Origin of the sequence: Paraburkholderia sp. J11-2, from assembly GCF_905220185.1 — a bacterium.
Classification (GTDB): domain Bacteria; phylum Pseudomonadota; class Gammaproteobacteria; order Burkholderiales; family Burkholderiaceae; genus Paraburkholderia.
The window spans coordinates 162,675-179,822 of the sequence record NZ_CAJMYY010000015.1 but is presented as its reverse complement, the minus strand read 5'-3'; the positions used below and the strand labels follow the sequence as shown (position 1 = coordinate 179,822).

Genomic DNA, 17,148 nt, shown 5'->3' with positions numbered 1-17,148 from the left:
GCTTCATGCGCCGAAGCCAGCAACCGCCTCGTCCATCCTCCACTCGACGTTTGGGTCTGCATGCGCCGTTGCCAATTCAAGAACCTTCAGAAAGCGGCGAGCACCGGTTATCGAATATGAGATATTTTCGAGAGCCGCCCGCAACAAAAGGCCCTGAAGCTCCACGTAGCTTTTGTCGCTTGGCCAGAGGTGAACACAAGCAGTTTCGACATTGTCGTGAACGAGAGCGAGTTCTATGGACTTCGCCCCTGACTCGAACGAGATCAAAATTCCTCGCGCATACGTGAAACGCGGTTCGTTTGCATGACTCCAAGTGGTGTGTGTGCGGGTGCGTATTATTTCGCCCCTGGGGTTCACAGAGGCTTCGTCGGCCAGCCACACCGTCTCCATGTACGAGCCACCGACAAAATACGGGCGCAAAGTCCCGAGGAAAAGACTGGCAATGTCTAGCGCCTCTTCCGCTTCTGTCACCGTTGGCTTGTAGTACCGATGCTCCAAGACGTTTCGTAGTTGCGCGATCTTTCTAACCACTCGCGGAGCCAATAGGCCCAACTCTTTAAGCTTATCGAGCCGCTCTGGAAAGTTGCGCGGCTCGGGCAACGCAAGCGCGTGCAGTAACCCAAAAATCTGACAGTCGATCGCTCTTTTTGAATTTGCGAGACTGTTCACAAGACCACGCGGCCCACCAAGCCGCAAGTCCTTTTCGGCAAAAAGCAGATAGTGTTCAGGATGCAAGGGCGTGGAATACTTAAGCGCGTTTAACGCTTTCGGGTCCACTAATGGCCGCTTCCACAGCGCTACTGACCGGCCAAGATATTCCCGTAAGATTTGCGTGCTCAAAGAAGGCTCCAGCGTTACCTACGAATTGCTCGGTTACTAAAAATCGACAAAGACGGCAATCTCAGAACGCCTTTCTTTCTCGCGTTTCAACCATTCTCGATCACTCTAGCGATGGAGTCCGAGGTCCATGCGACTTACGACTTTCGAGGAACACTAGCACGGGCGTCAATACCCTCGTCTGTACTCTTTTTAGAGGCCCGTGCGAACGCCTGTCTCGACACACTTGATCTCGGTCGGAGGTTTTCCGACGAAGTCGATCGACTTCCGACTGCTTTTCGTCAACGTATGTTAATTGCGCGCGCAACGAAATTGCACTTCCCTGGAACTGTACGGAGAATGGCCCAGAGGACAAAAGTATTGCTGGCATAACCCGGACTAAGCCAAACCCCATGACCAAACCCGCGCCATCCCATCCACCGAATTCCCCCCAACCTGCTACGGCAAAACTGAGGCTGCTGCCGTTCGCCTTTCCGTTTCTCCGCAAGGGCCACGGGAAGTCCGCAACTACTGCGCAGTTCGCTGACGAGCATCATATTCACCAGTTGCTAGCCGATAGTGAGTCGTCTGGCTCATATCTCGTCAGCCGCAAGGGCATGTGGCACGGCGGCGTTCACGTCACGGAGGGCGGCGCGGGGCAAGCGCTGGACCTTGACGCCGGATTGCGGTGTATTGCGGACGGCATGCTGGTCGCCTGGCGCGCGAACCGGGACTACCCGGTCAGTGAACTGGCAGCGGATGGCAGTAACACGCCGTTCCGGGCTCCCTACAGTACGGGCTTCGCCCTGGTGCGCCACGAGATGGAGTTTCCGCACGGCACGAAGCTGACCTTCTACAGCCTGTACATGCACCTGATGTCCAACACTGACTACGACAGCAATTTCCCGAAGCGGGAGAAACCGGCGTACTGGTCGCGTCAGTGGAAGATTACGCAGTACGCACAGGACAAGCCCCAACCGGGTCCTGCTGGTCAGGCCGCAGCACCCTCCCAAGTCGGCCTCAACGTGCGCAGGAAGCCCAACGGTTCCGTCCTCGGCATCCTGCCGCAGGGGGCGAGCGTCAGTATTGGAAAGACGCAAACGGTGCACGGCGCAACGTGGGGGCAACTGACGGACCTGAACGGAGCAACGCCGTACGCACCGGTAGCGGGCGGCTACGTCGCGCCATCTGCGGTGATTTCCGGCTGGATTTACCTGGGCGCACAGAATGGGGGACCAGTCGCGCAAGAGAAGATGCCGGATTCGATCTTCGACCGGGTAATCGTCACAGCAAGCCAGATGTGCAGTCCGGGCGATCCGCAGGGCACGGGCGGCATTCCCGTCAAGGCGGGCGATCTGATGGGCCACCTTGGCCGCTATGACTCACTGGACCGGCGCACAACTGGAACACGGATGGCGCACATTGAGGTGTTCTGCGACGAGGGTATCAGGAAGTTCATCAAAGACGGACGCGCCTGGGTCAACGCGAACTGCGCGAACGCGACCCAATGGCGTCAGTTGGGCTTGTCCGCGGACCCGACGATTCTCCGCATTGATCGTGGGACCACGCTCTTTCACGATCACGGGCGGCAGGGGCAGGATGCAAAGCAAACCGATGTAGTCCAGACCTATGGGTTCGCCGCGCTGCCGCAAGACACCGCGCACCTGTTCACCGAGACAGCGCCTGGCAGTGACGGACAGAAACTGCACTGGTGGAAAATAGACAGCGCGGATATGCAACGCAATCCCATAACAGGGTGGGTGCGTGAGCAGAACTTTGCGGGGGGGCGTGTGACCCGCGAGTTCTCGCAGGACTGGATCGATTTCGAGTGCCACGACGAAGGCCACGATCCGGCGCACACCATTTTCGCGAGCACGGGTGACTATGTGGACTATGCGCTCGGCGGCGATACGCCCGGTGTGGGTTCACTGGGCAAGCTGAGTCCACTCATGGCTGCTCTCTACCGTGTCCTGTATCCAACCGGTGACGGCGCTCGCGCAGCGGACGACCTCTGCGCTTTGGGGCAGGACACACAGGGTGACGGATTTCCGTGGACCGCCTTTCGGGCGTCACGCCTCATTGCGAAGCACGCAAGTGAATGGGCGAATCCTGCGAAGTGGCAGGAACTGGTCAGCGCACTCGAGCAACGCACCGGGCCGAAGCCCGAACACGAGGAGGAAAAGAAGCGCATCGCGAAGCTCGCGTGGTGGGACGAGGTGGGGGCCGGGGTGGCGGGTTTTCCGGGGCCGGATGTTTATCACATCAATCCGGTTGGATTGGTGGGGAATTTCCTGCAAACCTGCTCCTGCAATAAAGACATTACTGAGGAAGAGCTGGATTTACTCTTGCCACTAGACGTCAAGTCCGAGGGGCTGTTTCATGCTGCTCACGATCAGTCGGTCCATGGATTTGATAAAGGTAAATTTCTTGAACTGCTGAATAAGTACATGCGCGAAAACGACATGATGACATGCGTCAGGAAGGTGCACTTTCTTTCCCAAATGTCTCATGAATGTGATGAACTCAGAACGAACGAAGAATATCGCAATAAAGATGGGTCAATCCCTTCAGGTTGGAATAACTATCATGGGGGGTCAAATTTCCACGGTCGTGGCTTAATTCAGCTCACTCATGATACAAACTACATCGCCTACGGAAATTATATCGGAGATACAACCATCGGAACCAACCCGGACCAAGTCAGCGACAGTATTGATCACACCACACACTCTGCGTGCTGGTACTGGAGACATGGAAGTCATTGGGGAGATATCAACCCAAAAGCAGATCACAATGATTTTTATGCAATCACGGTTGCGGTTAATGGTGGATTCAATCATGTAGGCGAGCGATTTGTTGTTTTGAACAAATTGGCAAAAGTGCTTAAGGCAGAACGATGCACAACGAATCCTGGGCTTATATTCAATGACTATCTGATGGAAAAAAGCTCGCTGCACGGAACCAATTTCAACAAAACTCATACGAAGCGCGTTAACGAAGCTGTGGAGGCAGTTGATGCAAAAAAAAAAGAAAATTTGACCTCGCAATGAAATTTTTACTCCCGCTCGCTATTGGGATTTTCATTGCATCTAACGCCACATGGGCAGAACCGATGAGCGGGATATTTTTCACTGGGCAGAAGTACAGTGGCGAATACTCCATTTCGGAGAGCAGTAATTCAGATGGAATGCGGGTCAGCGCGGTGACCGTACGGCTGGCGATCAACGGAGAAAATAATTTATTGTGGTATACATACGTTTCGGACGACCTTCCTACGGTAAACGCAAGTGATATGGGTTTCCTGTCAATCATCACTAATTCAGGTGGAATGGAAGGAAGTGTCACGTATAACTATGTAATCCCAATCAATGGAATATTATTCTCAATTGGCACTGTTCGAACGACCCTCCATCTTGGGAAAATTGAAAATATCGACGTACAGCCAAACAAAGATCTAACGAGAAATAAAATCAATCATTTAATAAAACAAATCGTAAAATTCAACCCTCCCGCGTTGTCGGAATCGTTAAATTCGTATTCCGCGGTGACGTTGCTATTTCTTGGTCAAGGGAAATTTTTGACGTCGGAAGAAGATTTCATTTTATCGTCTCTCTGCAAAAATAAAGAAATAATTGACGACTCAGTTTTGCTACAGAAACTCAAAAAAGTGATTGATCCGGGTGATAACGACGCCGAAACTTCTGTCATATCAAATGAAAAAACCGTCATTAACGATAGAGCGTATTTTTTTAACGCCCCTATTGCGTCGACCATCGATAGAACGTACCTCATAAAAGGGGATGCGGTGAGTTTGGTCAAAAAATCAGCCGATGGCCGATATTGGCTCGCGGACTATGTGTCGTCGCATGGTCGAAGAACAGAAAAATGGCTCCGCTGTGAGGATATAGGCTACTGTCGCTGACATACATTGTCCGTATCTGGCGCAAGCAGGTTTCGAATTGATCGCGCTGAAGCTTGGTGACCTAAACCGTCGAAGCAACGCGACTCTGTGTGGTGTCGCAACACACGCGCTCGCATCATCGGGCTGCAAGGTCCGACCGGAACGCGAAAGTGCACGCATTTTTCTGTGCAATTCTTGTGTAATCGCGCCGAGAAAGTTACACAACGCGGACGAGCTTCCCGGGATGTCATTCATCACACGATACACCACAAGTTCTTGTTATATAAGACTTTCCAGAAATTCGCAGAACTCGGCAGAATCCCTGCCCGCCGTCCTTTTAATCCGTTGGTCACAGGTTCGAATCCCGTACGGCCTACCAAAGAATCAAACGAAAAGCCCAGTCTCCGGACTGGGCTTTTTGCTTTGCAGCGCATGGCAATTCGCAGGCAACTGGCCTTGAGAGCCTCAGCGCGCGGCCACCGGCCCAGCATGTATACTCCCCCCTCCCTCGCCGTCCCATCCCCTGCTGCACAGGCCACGTCCTCATGAAGTTCACGACCCTTGCCTGCGCCCTGCTCGCGCTTTTCTGGCTCAGTCTGCGCGTTCATGCGCAAGTCCAACCGCAACCCGAAGACTACGAATACCTGCGCCGCATTCGCGTGCCGGACGCCGTCGTCAATTGCGTCTCCGCGCTCGATCAGTGGGTGCGCAAGGCGCAGCGCTACGATTCGCTGCTCGTGCCCGACCGCCGCGCGCTCTCGGCGAAGATCGAGCAGCCCGCGCCCGGCAATGTCACGCCCGCACCCGCCGCAAGCGATGCGCTCACGCCTGTCACATCCGTCGACACGTTGATCCACCTGCACGCCTTCGCCAAGGTACGCGGCAAGTACGCCTGGGTCCCCGTGAAGGCCACCTGCGGTATCTGGCATTCGCACGTCGTCGATGTCGCACTGTCGCCGCGCAGCACGCATGCAACGTCGCCCATCCACTGACGATACTTCGTCATCCTTATCGCTGCATGCAACAAAAAGGCCCGTGCGCCAACAACGCACGGGCTTTTTCGCATCGAGCGAGGCGCGGCCCATGCCGCGCGCCAACTCAGTCTGCCTTGACGCCTTCCACCTGGATCTGCAGCGTCGTTGCCGTCTTGAAGCCATACGACTGGCCCCAGTTCACGCCGTAATCCGCGCGGTCGAATTGCGCCGATGCGTCTGCGCCGCACACTTCACGCTTGAGCATCGGGTTCTGGAAGCACTTGAACGAGTCGATCTTCAGGTTCAGCGGCTTCGTCACGCCGTGCAGCGTGAACGTGCCGATCACTTCCACGGGCTTGTCGCCGTCGAAGCGAATCGACGTGCCCTTGTAGGTGGCCGTCGGGTACTTGGCGGTGTCGAGGAATTCGGCCGAGCTCACATGCTTGTCGAGCTGCGAGTTGCCCGTATCGATCGACGATGCGTCGATCGTCACGTCCACCGTGCCCGTCTTCGCCGCACGGTCGATCGTGACCGTGCCCGCGCTCTTCGTGAACTTGCCGCGCCACACCGAGACGCCGCCGAAGTGATCGGCTTCGAAGCTCGGATACGTGTGCATCGGGTCGATGTTGTAGGTCGTCGTGGCCGCGAGCGCGGGCGTGGCGACGAAAGCGGCGAGCGAGGCGGCAACGGCCGCGGCGAAAATCGTGGTCTTCATGAATCGATTCCTGGTGCGAGAGAAACTGGATGAAAAAATGATGCCGCTCGCGCGTCAGTGCGCGGCGGACACGATGTGAAATTTGATCTGCACGTCGTCGGCGACGATCGAGGTGTCCTTCCACTCGCCCGAGCCGATGCCGTACGCGAGGCGCTTGATGGGCAGCGCGCCGTCGAACACCTGGTTGGCGCCGTCCTTGCGGTATTGCACCGGCACGACGACGTCGGTCGTCTTGCCCTTGATGGTCAGCTTGCCGGCCACCGTGAACGCGCCGTTCGCGCCCGGCTTGATTTGCGTGGAGACGAAGGTCGCGTGCGGGAAATGCGAGGCGTCGAACCACTCGTCGCCGGCGACTTCCTTGTTGTATTCCGGCGCGCCGATGTCGAAGCTCGACACTTCGACGTCGAGCTTCGCGCTCGATGCCGCGACGTTCGCCGGATCGAAGCGCACGTCCGCGGTGAAGTGATTGAAGCGACCTTCGACCGGCACGTTCATCTGCTTGAACACGGCGGTGACGGAGTTCTTGGCGGCTTCGGCCGCGGCGTTGGCGCTGGTGGCGAAAGTCGTGGCGAAAGTCGCGCCGGCGGCGAGCGCCGCGCCGAGCGCGACGACGGAAGCGGTATGGGCAAGACGTTGGATCATGGGCTGTCGGTCCAAGGTGGGAGGCATCGGAAAATGGATTCGGCGCGCACGCGCCGCAAGGTCAGTCGCGCGGCGTGCCGAACGGCAGCATGCGCGAGAGGATGTTCTGGCGGTCGATCAACTGGTGCTTGATCACGGCGAGCACATGCAGCACGACCACGGTGAGCAAGGTGTAGTTCAGCGCGATATGCACGATGCGCAGCACACCCTTGAGCGCGGTGTCGGGGTCGATCAGCACGGGCAGCGGCCAGATGCCGAGGTACACGACCTGAATGCCTGCCGCCGAGCTATACAGGTACCCCGTCACCGGGATCGCAACCATCAGCACGTAGAGCGCGGTGTGGCCGAGATGCGCGGCGAGCCTTTCCCAGCCATGCATGGAGCCGGGCAGCGCGGGGGCGGCATGCGTGACGCGCCAGAGAATGCGCACGAGCACAAGTGCGAGCACGGTCACGCCAATCCACTTGTGCCACGAGAAGTAGCGCAGCTTCGTGGGCGTGATGCCGGGAATGTCGGTCATGACCCAGCCGAGCGCAAAGCCCCAGACGATCAGCGCAGCGATCAGCCAGTGCAGCAGCATGGCAAAGCCGCTATAGCGGCCGGCGGGCTTGACGGAAGGGTTCATCGGCATACGACTCCAATATTCGAGGTGTGCACTTTACCCGGCCAAACCTATTCAAACAATCGTCTAAAATGGATGGTTATCATCCACTTTTTCGATAGATCGAAAAGGACCGTATCTCGTGGACCGCACCTCGGACCGCTCCCCTAGTCTCGAGCAGCTTCGCGCGCTGATCGCCGTGGCGGAAACCGGCAGCTTCTCGGCGGCGGCGCGCCAGCTCGACCGCGCCCAGTCGGTGGTCAGCTATACGATCGCCAATCTCGAGGCGCTGCTGGGCGTCGCACTGTTCGAGCGCGGCAAGCGCAAGCCGGAACTCACGGCCGCGGGCCGCGCGATCCTCGCCGACGCGCGCCGCCTCGATCTGCTCATGGGTCAGCTTAACGCCAAGGCGGCCGGCCTGCAGAGGGGACTGGAAGGCGAGGTTTCGCTGGCCGTCGACGTGATGTTTCCGTCGCAGCGGCTCGTCGAAGCGCTGCAGGCGTTCGCGTTCACGTTTCCCACCGTCGCACTGAATCTCACCATGGAGGCGCTTGGCGGCGTGCTCAAGCTCGTGCTCGACGGCGATTGCGCGGTCGGCATCAGCGGGCCGAACCACAACTGGCCGCATGTGATCGAGGCGCAGTCCATCGGCACCGTGGAACTCGTGCTCGTGGCCGCACCCTGCCATCCGCTCGCCAAGGCGGAGCATCCCGTGCGTATTTCGGATGCGCGCGAGCACACGCAGCTGGTGCTCACCGACCGAAGCCGCCTCACCGAAGGCCAGAACTTCGGCGTGTACAGCAATCGCGCATGGAAGCTCGGCGACCTCGGCGCCAAGCACCGGCTGCTGCTCGCGGGCCTAGGCTGGGGGTCGATGCCGAAGCATTTGGTGGAAGCCGACCTCGAAGCCGGGCGGCTCGTGCGCGTCGCGCTCGCGGACCGGCGCTCGGTGAGCTACAACATCTCGCTGATCCATCGCACCGACGCCGCACGCGGCCCCGCCAGCGAATGGCTCTGCCACTACCTCACCCAAGGCACGCCGCCGCAAGCGGCACTTCCCGACGCGCGCTGAAAGCTCACTGCGGGCCAACCGCGGGCCAACTTCGGGCCAACTTCGGGCCATCGTCGGCCCAACGGCGCCTCAGCGATGCGCCTGCGAGTTGCAAGAACGCAACCCCGCGCACGCCTGACAATGCTTCACAAACCCTCGCGAGCCGCATCGCGCCGGGCTCGCGCGACGACGGGCGCTGACTTCGCGCCATCGACCTTCGTCTGCCCGCATTTATCGAGATGGACCTCCATGCCAGGATCGCGCCACCGCTCGCCGGGAGCGTGGGCATGCGCACCGCCGCACGCCCCGAACACCCAGCGCGAGCTTTGCGTCACGCGCCCGGTCACTTCGCATCATGGTCAACTTCATCTGCTTTCTGCTCTGGAATCTCGCCTTGCTCTTCGCCGTGCGCGTGGGTTGCTGGCTCGTTGTCTGCGCGCGGCCCGATCTCACGCTCAATGGCACGCGCATCTTCGTCGGCTTGATGGCGATTGCACTCGCGTTCGACACGGCGGTCACCTTCCTCGTGTTCGCCAGTGCCGGTGGGCCGTGGCAAGCGCACAACCCGAGCGAGACCTACCCCGAGCGCGCCTTCGCCTACGCGCTCGCCGCGTTGATGGCACTGCTGCTCGTGCGGCATGCGCGCCGGCAGGACGCACGCCAGGCGCACAGCGGACCAGCCGGCGCGCAGGCAATCGAAACGTCTCCCTACAGCAAATCGACGCTGCCGATGTAAGGCGCGCCGCCCGCGTCAGCTCTTCTTGACCTTTGCGGCCTTATCCGCCTTCGCCACCTTGGGCGCCTTCCCAGTCGCCCCCGCCGGCACGCCAGCCGCCGCGGCAGGCACCACCCCCGACCAGCCCGGCAAGTAACGCGCTTCGGGATCGTGCGCGTGCGAAAGCGCGTCGGCGAGCGCCGCGTCGAAGTCTTTGCGCAAGCGCGTTTCGGATACCTTACGGCGCAGATAGTCGGCCCACAGGAATTCGCTGAACGGTGTCGTGTCCTTCGCGTAGCCGCCCGACGTGCGCAACTCGCCCGCGAGGCTGCGATACGGATCGTCCGCGAGACCCAGGAGCTGCTTGGGCAACTGTTCGAATTCGCAGCGCTCGCCCGAGGCATTGAACGGATGCACCCATTGGTTGTGCTCCATCATGCGCCAGAAGATGGTGGGCTCGAGCCACGAGAGATCCTTGAGCACCGTCACCCGCACGCTCTCCACCGATTCTTCGAGCCACGCGCGGCCGAGGTGGTGGTGATCGACCACGTAGTAGCGCGACTTCGGCCCGAGCACGGCGGGAAACCAGTGCGAGTCGATGGCCGCCGCGCGGCCTTTCTTGTCGAGCGCCTGCCAGTGCGCGCGTTTGGCGTTCACCTCCCGAAAGCCCACCGTGATCTGCGTGGGGCGAAGCTCGTCGAGCTTTACGGTGATGAGATGGAGATCGGTGTTCTGAAGGTTCATGGCGGGCCTCCTTTTTGGTGCGGGTCAGTGTCGGTGTCGATCGCGCAACGATACAGCCGAACGGCCATGCACGCCGCATCGATTGAACGCGCGCTTCGCGCTTCGTGCGCGGGGTCAACCCTTCAAGCCGCTGGGCACGTTGGATGCGCGCTTTTTACAGTTCGCCTATAAATGCTCCGAGGGACAGACGGCGCCAGCCACGGCACGCGCCGCGCTCCCCGCCACTGTCGGTTGCACGTCTTTTCCGGCTCGATCAACGGCAATTCCACGGCACAAGCGAGGGCATTTTGGATCTCGAAACCATCCGCGTATTCATCATGACCCGGGGCATCGACTTCGGGACCAAGGTCGTCGCGGCGATCGCCCTGTGGATCATCGGGCGCTGGGCCATCAACCTCGTCGCCGGTTTGCTGCGCAAGGTGCTCGCGCGCAACGAGCGGGTCGATCCCACGCTCGCGCATTACCTCAGTTCAATCCTCGCCGCCGTCCTGAACCTGCTGCTGGTCCTCGCGATCCTCCAGGTGTTCGGCGTGCAGACCACCTCGTTCGCGGCGCTCCTCGCCGGTCTTGGCCTCGCCATCGGCACGGCGTGGGGCGGCCTGCTCGCGCATTTCGCGGCGGGCGTGTTCATGCAGGTGCTGCGGCCGTTCAAGGTGGGCGACTTCGTGACGGCCGGCGGCGTGACGGGCACCGTGAAGGAACTCGGCATTTTCGGCACGACCATCATCTCGCCGGACAACGTGGTCAACATCGTCGGCAACAACAAGATCTTCTCGGACACCATCTCGAACTACAGCGCGACGCCCTTGCGCCGCGTCGAGCTGACCGCGAAGATCGCCAACGGTGTCGATCCCGTCGATGCCGCCAACCGCCTGCGCGCCGCCATCGCGAAAATTCCGAACGTTGCGCAGGAACCGGCGCCCGATGTCGAGATTCTCTCGTTCACGCCCGAAGGGCCGCTGCTGGCCGTGCGGCCCTACACGAGCAACGACACCTACTGGCAGGTCTACTTCGACACCAACCGCGCGATCGTCGAGACCTTCAAGGACGCGGGCTACCCCACCCCCGAAACGCCTTCGATCATTCGCCGCGTGGGCACCTAGCCCACCGCGTTCGACGCGCCCGCCAAAGCAAAACGGCATCGCCTTCGCAGGCGATGCCGTTTTTTATTGCGTTGCAGCCTGGTGGCGCCTGGCGCTCAACCGCCGTTGGGCTTGCGCACGGCGCCGCCGCGCGAGTTCTTGCGCAGCATCTTCCACAGGCCGCCAAGCAGGATCGGCACGATCGCAGCGCCAATGCCGACGAGCACGATCACGTTCAGATACTGGCGAATGAACGGAATGTTGCCGAAGAAGTAGCCGAGCAGCACGAGCAGCAACACCCAGAACAGCGCACCCGTGATCGTGAAGAACTGAAACCGTCGCATGCTCATTTGCGACACGCCCGCCACGAACGGCGCGAAGGTACGCACGACAGGAATGAAACGCGCGAGCACGATCGTCTTGCCGCCGTGGCGCTCGTAGAATTCGTGCGTTTTCTGCAGTGCGGCGCGATCGAGGAAGCGTTCGAGCACGGGAATATGCGTATTGAACACCTTCGGCCCGATGGCGCGCCCGATCAGATAGTTGACCGTATTGCCAAGGACCGCCGCCACGAGCAGCAGCACGATCAGCAGGCCGAGATTCATCTCGTGCGTAGCGGCAAACGCGCCGCCGATGAAGAGCAGCGAGTCGCCTGGCAGGAACGGCAGCACCACGAGCCCGGTTTCGCAGAACACGATCAGGAACAGCACCGCGTAGACCCAGCCGCCGTATTGCTGGATGAAGACACCGAGAAACTTGTCGATGTGCAAGACAAGATTGACGAACTGCAGAAGCGTATCCAAAAGTGTCCCTTATTGATCGTGGGCCGCGCGCCTGAAAAAGCGCGTTCGCCCTGTGTTGCGCGAGAAGCAAAATTGACCGCGCCATGATACCGAAAGTGCCTGGCCGTCACGAAAAATTCCCGCCAATTTCGGTGATTTCGCGCACAAAGCGCTGCTAGATGGCGGTTTTTAGGGGTGCAGATGCGCGCCAGGTGGCGCCGCGCCGACTCGCTATAATTGCGCGCATGTCTTCGAATTCCGAACCCACCGGCGCCGCGCCGGATTCCGCCAACGCCGCCCACGCTGCCAGCACGACCGACGCCGCCGTTGCGTCGCGCGCCGCGCAGCCCGCGCGCGCGATCCAGGCGCTGCCCGATCAGCTCATCAGCCAGATCGCCGCGGGCGAAGTGGTCGAGCGGCCCGCCTCCGTCGTCAAGGAACTGCTGGAAAACGCGCTCGACGCCGGGGCGAGCACCCTGCGCATCCTGCTCGACGAAGGCGGTGTGAAGCGCATTTCCATCGCCGACGACGGCTGCGGCATTCCCGAAGCCGAGTTGCCGCTCGCGCTCATGCGCCATGCCACGAGCAAGATCCGCTCGCTCGCCGAACTGGAAAGCGTCGCCACGCTCGGGTTTCGCGGCGAAGCGCTGGCGTCGATCGCCTCGGTGGCCGAAATGTCGATTACGAGCCGCAGCGCCGACGCGCCGCACGCCGTGAAGATCGAGGGCCACACGGGCGCGATCTCGCCGGCTGCGGGCGGTCAGGGCACGACCATCGAGGTGCGCGAGCTGTACTTCAATACGCCCGCGCGCCGCAAGTTCCTGAAGAGCGAGCAGACCGAACTGGGCCATTGCCTCGAGATGATCCGCCGCAGCGCGCTCGCGCGCCCGGACGTCGCGATCTCGGTGCTGCACAACGGCCGCGCGGTCGAGCACTGGAACGCGAGCGATCCCGCCACGCGCGTTTCGAAGATTCTCGGCGAAGTCTTTGCCACGGCGCACCTGCCGCTCGACGAGCGCGCCGGGCCGCTCGCCGTGTACGGCTGCGCGGGCCTGCCCACGGCGAGCCGCAACCGCGCCGACCAGCAGTACTTCTTTGTGAACGGCCGCTTCGTGCGCGACAAGCTGCTCACGCACGCCGTGCGCGCGGCCTACGAGGACGTGCTGCACGGCGAGCGCTATCCGTCGTACGTGCTGTTCCTCGACCTGCCGCCCGAAGCCGTCGACGTGAACGTGCATCCCTCGAAGATCGAGGTGCGTTTTCGCGATTCGCGCTCGATTCACCAGTTCGTGTTCCACGCCGTGCAGCGCGCGCTTGCGCGCCACGCGGGCGCCTCGCCCGAAACGACCTCGGGCGGCCACGCGGCCGCGCTCATCGAGCCGCGCGCGTTGCCGGGCGCCGGGGTGCTGGGCGCCTCGGTCGGGCTGGCTTCGGGCGCGTCCGATTACCCGCGCGCAGGCGCAGCGCCCGGCGCTACGGGCGGCTTCGGCACGGACGGCAAGTTCGGCACCGCAAGCGTGGCGAGCAGCTTCGGCGGCGGCGCGGGTAGCCCGCTCTCGCGCGCTTCCGGCTTTGGGGCTTCAAACGCAGGCGGCGCCAACGCGAGCAGCGGCAACACCTGGCTGCGCCAGTCGCGCATGACGCAAGGCAGCCTGCCGGTCGCGCAGCCGCTCGCGCTGTATGACGCGTTGTTCGGCCGCAAGGACGTCGGCGCGGGCACGGCGCAGGGCTCGACCGTGCCGCAGGCGCAAGACGGCGCAGCCGACGCCTTCGCCGCCGGCGCACCGCACGCCGCGTTCGAAGCGGGCGAGGACCATCCGCTCGGCTTCGCGCTCGGCCAGGTGCACGGCATTTACGTGCTCGCGCAAAACGCGCGCGGCCTCGTGATCGTCGACATGCACGCCGCACACGAGCGCATTCTTTACGAGCAGTTCAAGCAGGCCCTTGCCGAGCGCTCGCTCGCCGTGCAGCCCTTGCTGATCCCGATCTCGATGACGGCCGATCCCGTCGAAACGGGCACTGTCGAGGAAGAAAAGGCGACGCTCGAGGCGCTGGGCTTCGACCTCGCCGTGCTCTCGCCCACGTCGATCGCGATCCGCGCGGTGCCCGCACTCCTCAAGGACGCCGATCTCCAGGCGCTCGCGCGCGCCGTGCTCGCCGATCTGCACGAGTACGGCGGCTCGCGCGTGCTCACCGAGCGCCAGCACGAGATGCTCGGCACGCTCGCCTGCCATCACGCGGTGCGCGCGAACCGGCGTCTCACGCTCGACGAGATGAACGCGCTGCTGCGCCAGATGGAAACGACCGAGCGCGCCGACCAGTGCAACCACGGCCGACCGACCTGGTACCAGCTCACGCTCGCCGATCTCGATCGGCTCTTCATGCGCGGTCAATGACGCAGTCCACGAAACCAGCCGCTGAAGCGTTGCCCGTCGCTTGCCTGCTCGGTCCCACGGCCTCGGGCAAGACGGCGGCCGCGCTTGCGTATGCCGCGCAGTCGGCGGCGCGCGGGCGCACAGTGGAGATCGTCAGCGTCGATTCCGCGCTCGTGTACCGCGAGATGGACATCGGCACCGCGAAGCCGACCACCGAGGAGCGGGCGGCCGCCGTGCATCATCTGATCGATATCGTCGATCCGCTGGATGCGTATTCCGCCGCCGACTTTCGCGCCGACGCACTGCGCGTGACGGGCGAAATCGTTGCGCGCGGGAACGTGCCGCTGCTCGTGGGCGGCACGATGCTGTATTACAAGGCGCTCACGCAAGGCCTGAACGACCTGCCCTCGGCCGATCCCGCCGTGCGCGCGCAACTCGACGCCGAAGCCGCACGCGACGGCTGGCCCGCCATGCATGCCCGTCTCGCTCAGGTCGATCCGGCCACTGCGGCGCGCCTCGCGCCGAACGACTCGCAGCGCATTCAGCGCGCGCTCGAAATTTTCATGCTGAGCGGGCAGCCGATGTCGGTGCTGCTCGCCACGCCGTCCACGCGCGAAGATGAAGCCGCGCGCTATCGCTTCGTGCCGGTTGCGCTCGAACCGTCCGATCGCGGCGTGCTGCACGCGCGCATCGAAGCGCGTTTCGATGCGATGCTCGCGGGCGGCCTCATCGACGAGGTGAAGGCGCTGCGCGCGCGCGGCGACCTGAATCCCACCCTGCCGTCCATGCGCTGCGTGGGCTACCGCCAGGTGTGGGAATACCTCGACGGCGAGGTGGATTACGACACCATGCGCGACAAGGGCGTATTCGCCACGCGCCAGCTCTGCAAGCGCCAGCTCACGTGGCTGCGCGCGATGCCGGAGCGCATCGTCGTGGATTGCTGCGCGCAAGACGCGACCGCACAGGCCGTTGCGGCGGTGGAGCGGATTGGCGGCTGAGACCGCCGGCCCATTTTCCCGCCATCGATTCCCCGGCGCCTTGTGCGCCACAACATCCCCACCCACGTTCACTCGACGCGCGTTCGACGACCGCGCGCGCGTCCTCCGCCGCCGCAGCGCGCCACCGAAAACCGCCCTCGCCCGCTTGACTTTCGATCGACCGGATACGATCATTCGTTCATCACTAGAGCAATTGCTCAGGCTCGAGCCGTCAGGCCGCTTTGAGTAAGGAGACACCGAATGAACACCGAACGCAGCAATGCGAACGTGATCCTGCACATCGGCGCCGGGTCGTTTCACCGGGCGCATCAGGCGTGGTACCTGCATCGCGTGAACCTCACGCGCAAGCCCGACGAGGCCGCCTGGTCGCTCACCGTCGGCAACATCCGCTCCGACATGAACGCCGTGATGGACGCGCTGGCCGCGCAGAACGGCGCCTACACGCTCGAAACGGTCACGCCGCAGGGCGAGCGCGCCTACGAAACGATCCGCTCGATCACGCGCGTGCTGCCATGGTCTGCCGATCTCGCGAGCCTGATCGACGCGGGCGCCGACCCGAACTGCAAGATCATCGCGTTCACGGTGACCGAAGGCGGCTATTACCTCGACGAACACGACCGGCTCGACACCGCGAACCCGGACCTCGCCGCCGACCTCAAGGGCGGCCGCACGACCATTTACGGTGCCCTCGCCGCGATCCTCGAAGCGCGCATGGCGCGCGATGGCGGCCCCATCACGCTGCAGACCTGCGACAACCTGCGCAGCAACGGCAAGCGCTTTCACGCGGGCATGCGCGAGTTCCTCGCGCTGCGCGGCGCGACGGATCTGCGCGCCTGGTTCGACGCGAACACGGCCTGCCCCGACTCGATGGTCGACCGCATCACGCCGCGCCCCACGCCCGACGTGCGCGAGCGCGTGAAGGCGGCGACCGGCGTGGACGACGCCTGCCCCGTGATGGGCGAGGCGTTCATTCAATGGGTGATCGAGGATCACTTCTGCGCGGGGCGGCCCGCCTGGGAGCGCGCGGGCGCGGAGATGGTCGAATCGGTGATGCCCTATGAGGAAGCGAAGATCCGCATCCTCAACGCCACGCACAGCTGCATTGCGTGGGCGGGCACGCTCGTCGGGCTCGACTTCATCCACGAAGGCACCCACGACGCCGACATCCGCACCTTCGCGCGCGAGTACGTGAGCGAGGACGTGATTCCCTGCCTCACCCCCAGCCCGCTCGATCTCGCGAAGTACCGCGACGTCGTGCTCGAACGCTTCAGCAATCCGTACATCCAGGACACGAACCAGCGCGTGGCCGCCGACGGCTACTCAAAGATCCCCGGCTTCATCGCGCCAACGCTCGCGCAACGCATCGCCAGCGGCGCGACGCCTGCCGCCACGGCCATGCTGCCCGCGCTCTTCCTGCGCTTTCTCGCGCGCTGGCACAAGGGCACGCTGCCCTACACCTACCAGGATGGCGTGATGGACCAGGCGGCCGTGCACCGCATGTTCGACAGCGGCGACCCTGTCTCGACGTTTCTCGGCGACAAGCTGCTCTGGGGCGGCCTCGCCGGCAACCCGACGCTCGGCAGCGCCGTGCGCGGCGCGCTCGCGCGCGTCGACGCGTGGCTCGCCTCGCGCGGGTGCAGCGTGTGAAGCGACACGGCGGCTTGATCCGTCACACCCGCGCCGCGCGCGCCCTCCGGGTCGGCGCGCATGGCGTCGCGCACGGCGCGCGGCTAAAGTAGCGCAACTCACATT

14 protein-coding genes and 1 pseudogene are annotated in these 17,148 nt (G+C 62.5%); 9 read left to right on the top strand and 6 right to left on the bottom strand.

Annotation, left to right across the window (positions count from 1 at the left end; translation table 11 throughout):
• Positions 1-3 precede the first annotated feature (3 nt).
• The gene (locus U5A57_RS22075; protein WP_321913785.1) at positions 4-840 is read right to left on the bottom strand and encodes a hypothetical protein; all 837 of its coding nucleotides are present in this window, start codon (positions 838-840) and stop codon (positions 4-6) included.
• A 389-nt stretch (positions 841-1,229) separates the two neighbouring features.
• Between U5A57_RS22075 and U5A57_RS22070 the strand changes: the two genes are divergently transcribed.
• The 3 genes from U5A57_RS22070 (at position 1,230) to U5A57_RS22060 (ending at position 5,709) form a co-directional block, all read left to right on the top strand.
• Entirely contained in the window at positions 1,230-3,866 is a 2,637-nt protein-coding gene (locus tag U5A57_RS22070; protein ID WP_321913784.1) for a glycoside hydrolase family 19 protein, read from the top strand.
• On the top strand, positions 3,863-4,738 hold the full coding sequence (locus U5A57_RS22065) for a hypothetical protein (RefSeq protein ID WP_321913783.1): 876 nt from the start codon (positions 3,863-3,865) through the stop codon (positions 4,736-4,738). Before U5A57_RS22070 ends, U5A57_RS22065 begins: the two co-directional genes overlap by 4 nt.
• 524 nt (positions 4,739-5,262) lie before the next feature.
• Complete coding sequence (locus tag U5A57_RS22060) at positions 5,263-5,709, top strand: BspC domain-containing protein (protein WP_321913782.1); 447 nt, start codon at positions 5,263-5,265, stop codon at positions 5,707-5,709.
• A gap of 106 nt (positions 5,710-5,815) precedes the next feature.
• On the opposite strand, the gene U5A57_RS22055 is transcribed toward U5A57_RS22060, so the two are convergent.
• The 3 genes from U5A57_RS22055 to U5A57_RS22045 form a co-directional block, all read right to left on the bottom strand.
• Positions 5,816-6,406 (bottom strand): YceI family protein, encoded by a 591-nt coding sequence (locus tag U5A57_RS22055; RefSeq protein ID WP_321913781.1) that lies wholly within the window; start codon positions 6,404-6,406, stop codon positions 5,816-5,818.
• 54 nt (positions 6,407-6,460) lie between these two features.
• Positions 6,461-7,048, bottom strand: coding sequence for a YceI family protein (locus U5A57_RS22050; protein WP_321913780.1), 588 nt, complete (start codon positions 7,046-7,048; stop codon positions 6,461-6,463).
• Positions 7,049-7,109: 61 nt separating this feature from the next.
• Positions 7,110-7,679: a cytochrome b gene (locus tag U5A57_RS22045; RefSeq protein ID WP_321913779.1), complete on the bottom strand. Its 570-nt coding sequence runs from the start codon at positions 7,677-7,679 to the stop codon at positions 7,110-7,112.
• 112 nt (positions 7,680-7,791) lie between these two features.
• Here U5A57_RS22045 and U5A57_RS22040 point away from each other — a divergent pair, with 112 nt between their 5' ends.
• The gene (locus U5A57_RS22040; protein ID WP_321913778.1) at positions 7,792-8,721 is read left to right on the top strand and encodes a LysR family transcriptional regulator; all 930 of its coding nucleotides are present in this window, start codon (positions 7,792-7,794) and stop codon (positions 8,719-8,721) included.
• A 334-nt stretch (positions 8,722-9,055) separates the two neighbouring features.
• Positions 9,056-9,436, top strand: a complete 381-nt coding sequence (locus U5A57_RS22035) for a hypothetical protein (protein ID WP_321913777.1) — start codon at positions 9,056-9,058, stop codon at positions 9,434-9,436.
• 102 nt (positions 9,437-9,538) lie between these two features.
• Here U5A57_RS22035 and U5A57_RS22030 read toward each other — a convergent pair.
• Positions 9,539-10,159: pseudogene (locus tag U5A57_RS22030) on the bottom strand (ParB-like protein); the annotation flags it as partial.
• 287 nt (positions 10,160-10,446) lie between these two features.
• Between U5A57_RS22030 and U5A57_RS22025 the strand changes: the two are divergent.
• Complete coding sequence (locus tag U5A57_RS22025; protein ID WP_321913776.1) at positions 10,447-11,262, top strand: mechanosensitive ion channel family protein; 816 nt, start codon at positions 10,447-10,449, stop codon at positions 11,260-11,262.
• Positions 11,263-11,357: 95 nt separating this feature from the next.
• On the opposite strand, the gene U5A57_RS22020 is transcribed toward U5A57_RS22025, so the two are convergent.
• Positions 11,358-12,044 carry a DedA family protein gene (locus U5A57_RS22020; RefSeq protein ID WP_321913775.1) on the bottom strand — a complete coding sequence of 229 codons (687 nt, stop codon included), beginning with the start codon at positions 12,042-12,044 and terminating at the stop codon, positions 11,358-11,360.
• Positions 12,045-12,268: 224 nt separating this feature from the next.
• Here U5A57_RS22020 and mutL point away from each other — a divergent pair, with 224 nt between their 5' ends.
• The 3 genes from mutL (at position 12,269) to dalD (ending at position 17,043) form a co-directional block, all read left to right on the top strand.
• Positions 12,269-14,419: a DNA mismatch repair endonuclease MutL gene (gene mutL, locus U5A57_RS22015; protein ID WP_321913774.1), complete on the top strand. Its 2,151-nt coding sequence runs from the start codon at positions 12,269-12,271 to the stop codon at positions 14,417-14,419.
• The gene (gene miaA, locus U5A57_RS22010; protein ID WP_321913773.1) at positions 14,416-15,396 is read left to right on the top strand and encodes a tRNA (adenosine(37)-N6)-dimethylallyltransferase MiaA; all 981 of its coding nucleotides are present in this window, start codon (positions 14,416-14,418) and stop codon (positions 15,394-15,396) included. The genes mutL and miaA overlap by 4 nt, the downstream gene beginning before the upstream one ends.
• A gap of 240 nt (positions 15,397-15,636) precedes the next feature.
• Positions 15,637-17,043, top strand: coding sequence for a D-arabinitol 4-dehydrogenase (dalD, locus tag U5A57_RS22005; RefSeq protein WP_321913772.1), 1,407 nt, complete (start codon positions 15,637-15,639; stop codon positions 17,041-17,043).
• Positions 17,044-17,148: the final 105 nt, after the last annotated feature.

What these genes read in the sequence shown, in the direction of transcription:
- U5A57_RS22050 (WP_321913780.1), bottom strand. Translation starts at nt 7,048, where the DNA reads ATGATCCAACGTCTTGCCCATACCGCTTCCGTCGTCGCGCTCGGCGCG.
- dalD (WP_321913772.1), top strand. Translation starts at nt 15,637, where the DNA reads ATGAACACCGAACGCAGCAATGCGAACGTGATCCTGCACATCGGCGCC.
- mutL (WP_321913774.1), top strand. Translation starts at nt 12,269, where the DNA reads ATGTCTTCGAATTCCGAACCCACCGGCGCCGCGCCGGATTCCGCCAAC.
- miaA (WP_321913773.1), top strand. Translation starts at nt 14,416, where the DNA reads ATGACGCAGTCCACGAAACCAGCCGCTGAAGCGTTGCCCGTCGCTTGC.
- U5A57_RS22070 (WP_321913784.1), top strand. Translation starts at nt 1,230, where the DNA reads ATGACCAAACCCGCGCCATCCCATCCACCGAATTCCCCCCAACCTGCT.
- U5A57_RS22045 (WP_321913779.1), bottom strand. Translation starts at nt 7,679, where the DNA reads ATGCCGATGAACCCTTCCGTCAAGCCCGCCGGCCGCTATAGCGGCTTT.
- U5A57_RS22035 (WP_321913777.1), top strand. Translation starts at nt 9,056, where the DNA reads ATGGTCAACTTCATCTGCTTTCTGCTCTGGAATCTCGCCTTGCTCTTC.
- U5A57_RS22065 (WP_321913783.1), top strand. Translation starts at nt 3,863, where the DNA reads ATGAAATTTTTACTCCCGCTCGCTATTGGGATTTTCATTGCATCTAAC.
- U5A57_RS22060 (WP_321913782.1), top strand. Translation starts at nt 5,263, where the DNA reads ATGAAGTTCACGACCCTTGCCTGCGCCCTGCTCGCGCTTTTCTGGCTC.
- U5A57_RS22055 (WP_321913781.1), bottom strand. Translation starts at nt 6,406, where the DNA reads ATGAAGACCACGATTTTCGCCGCGGCCGTTGCCGCCTCGCTCGCCGCT.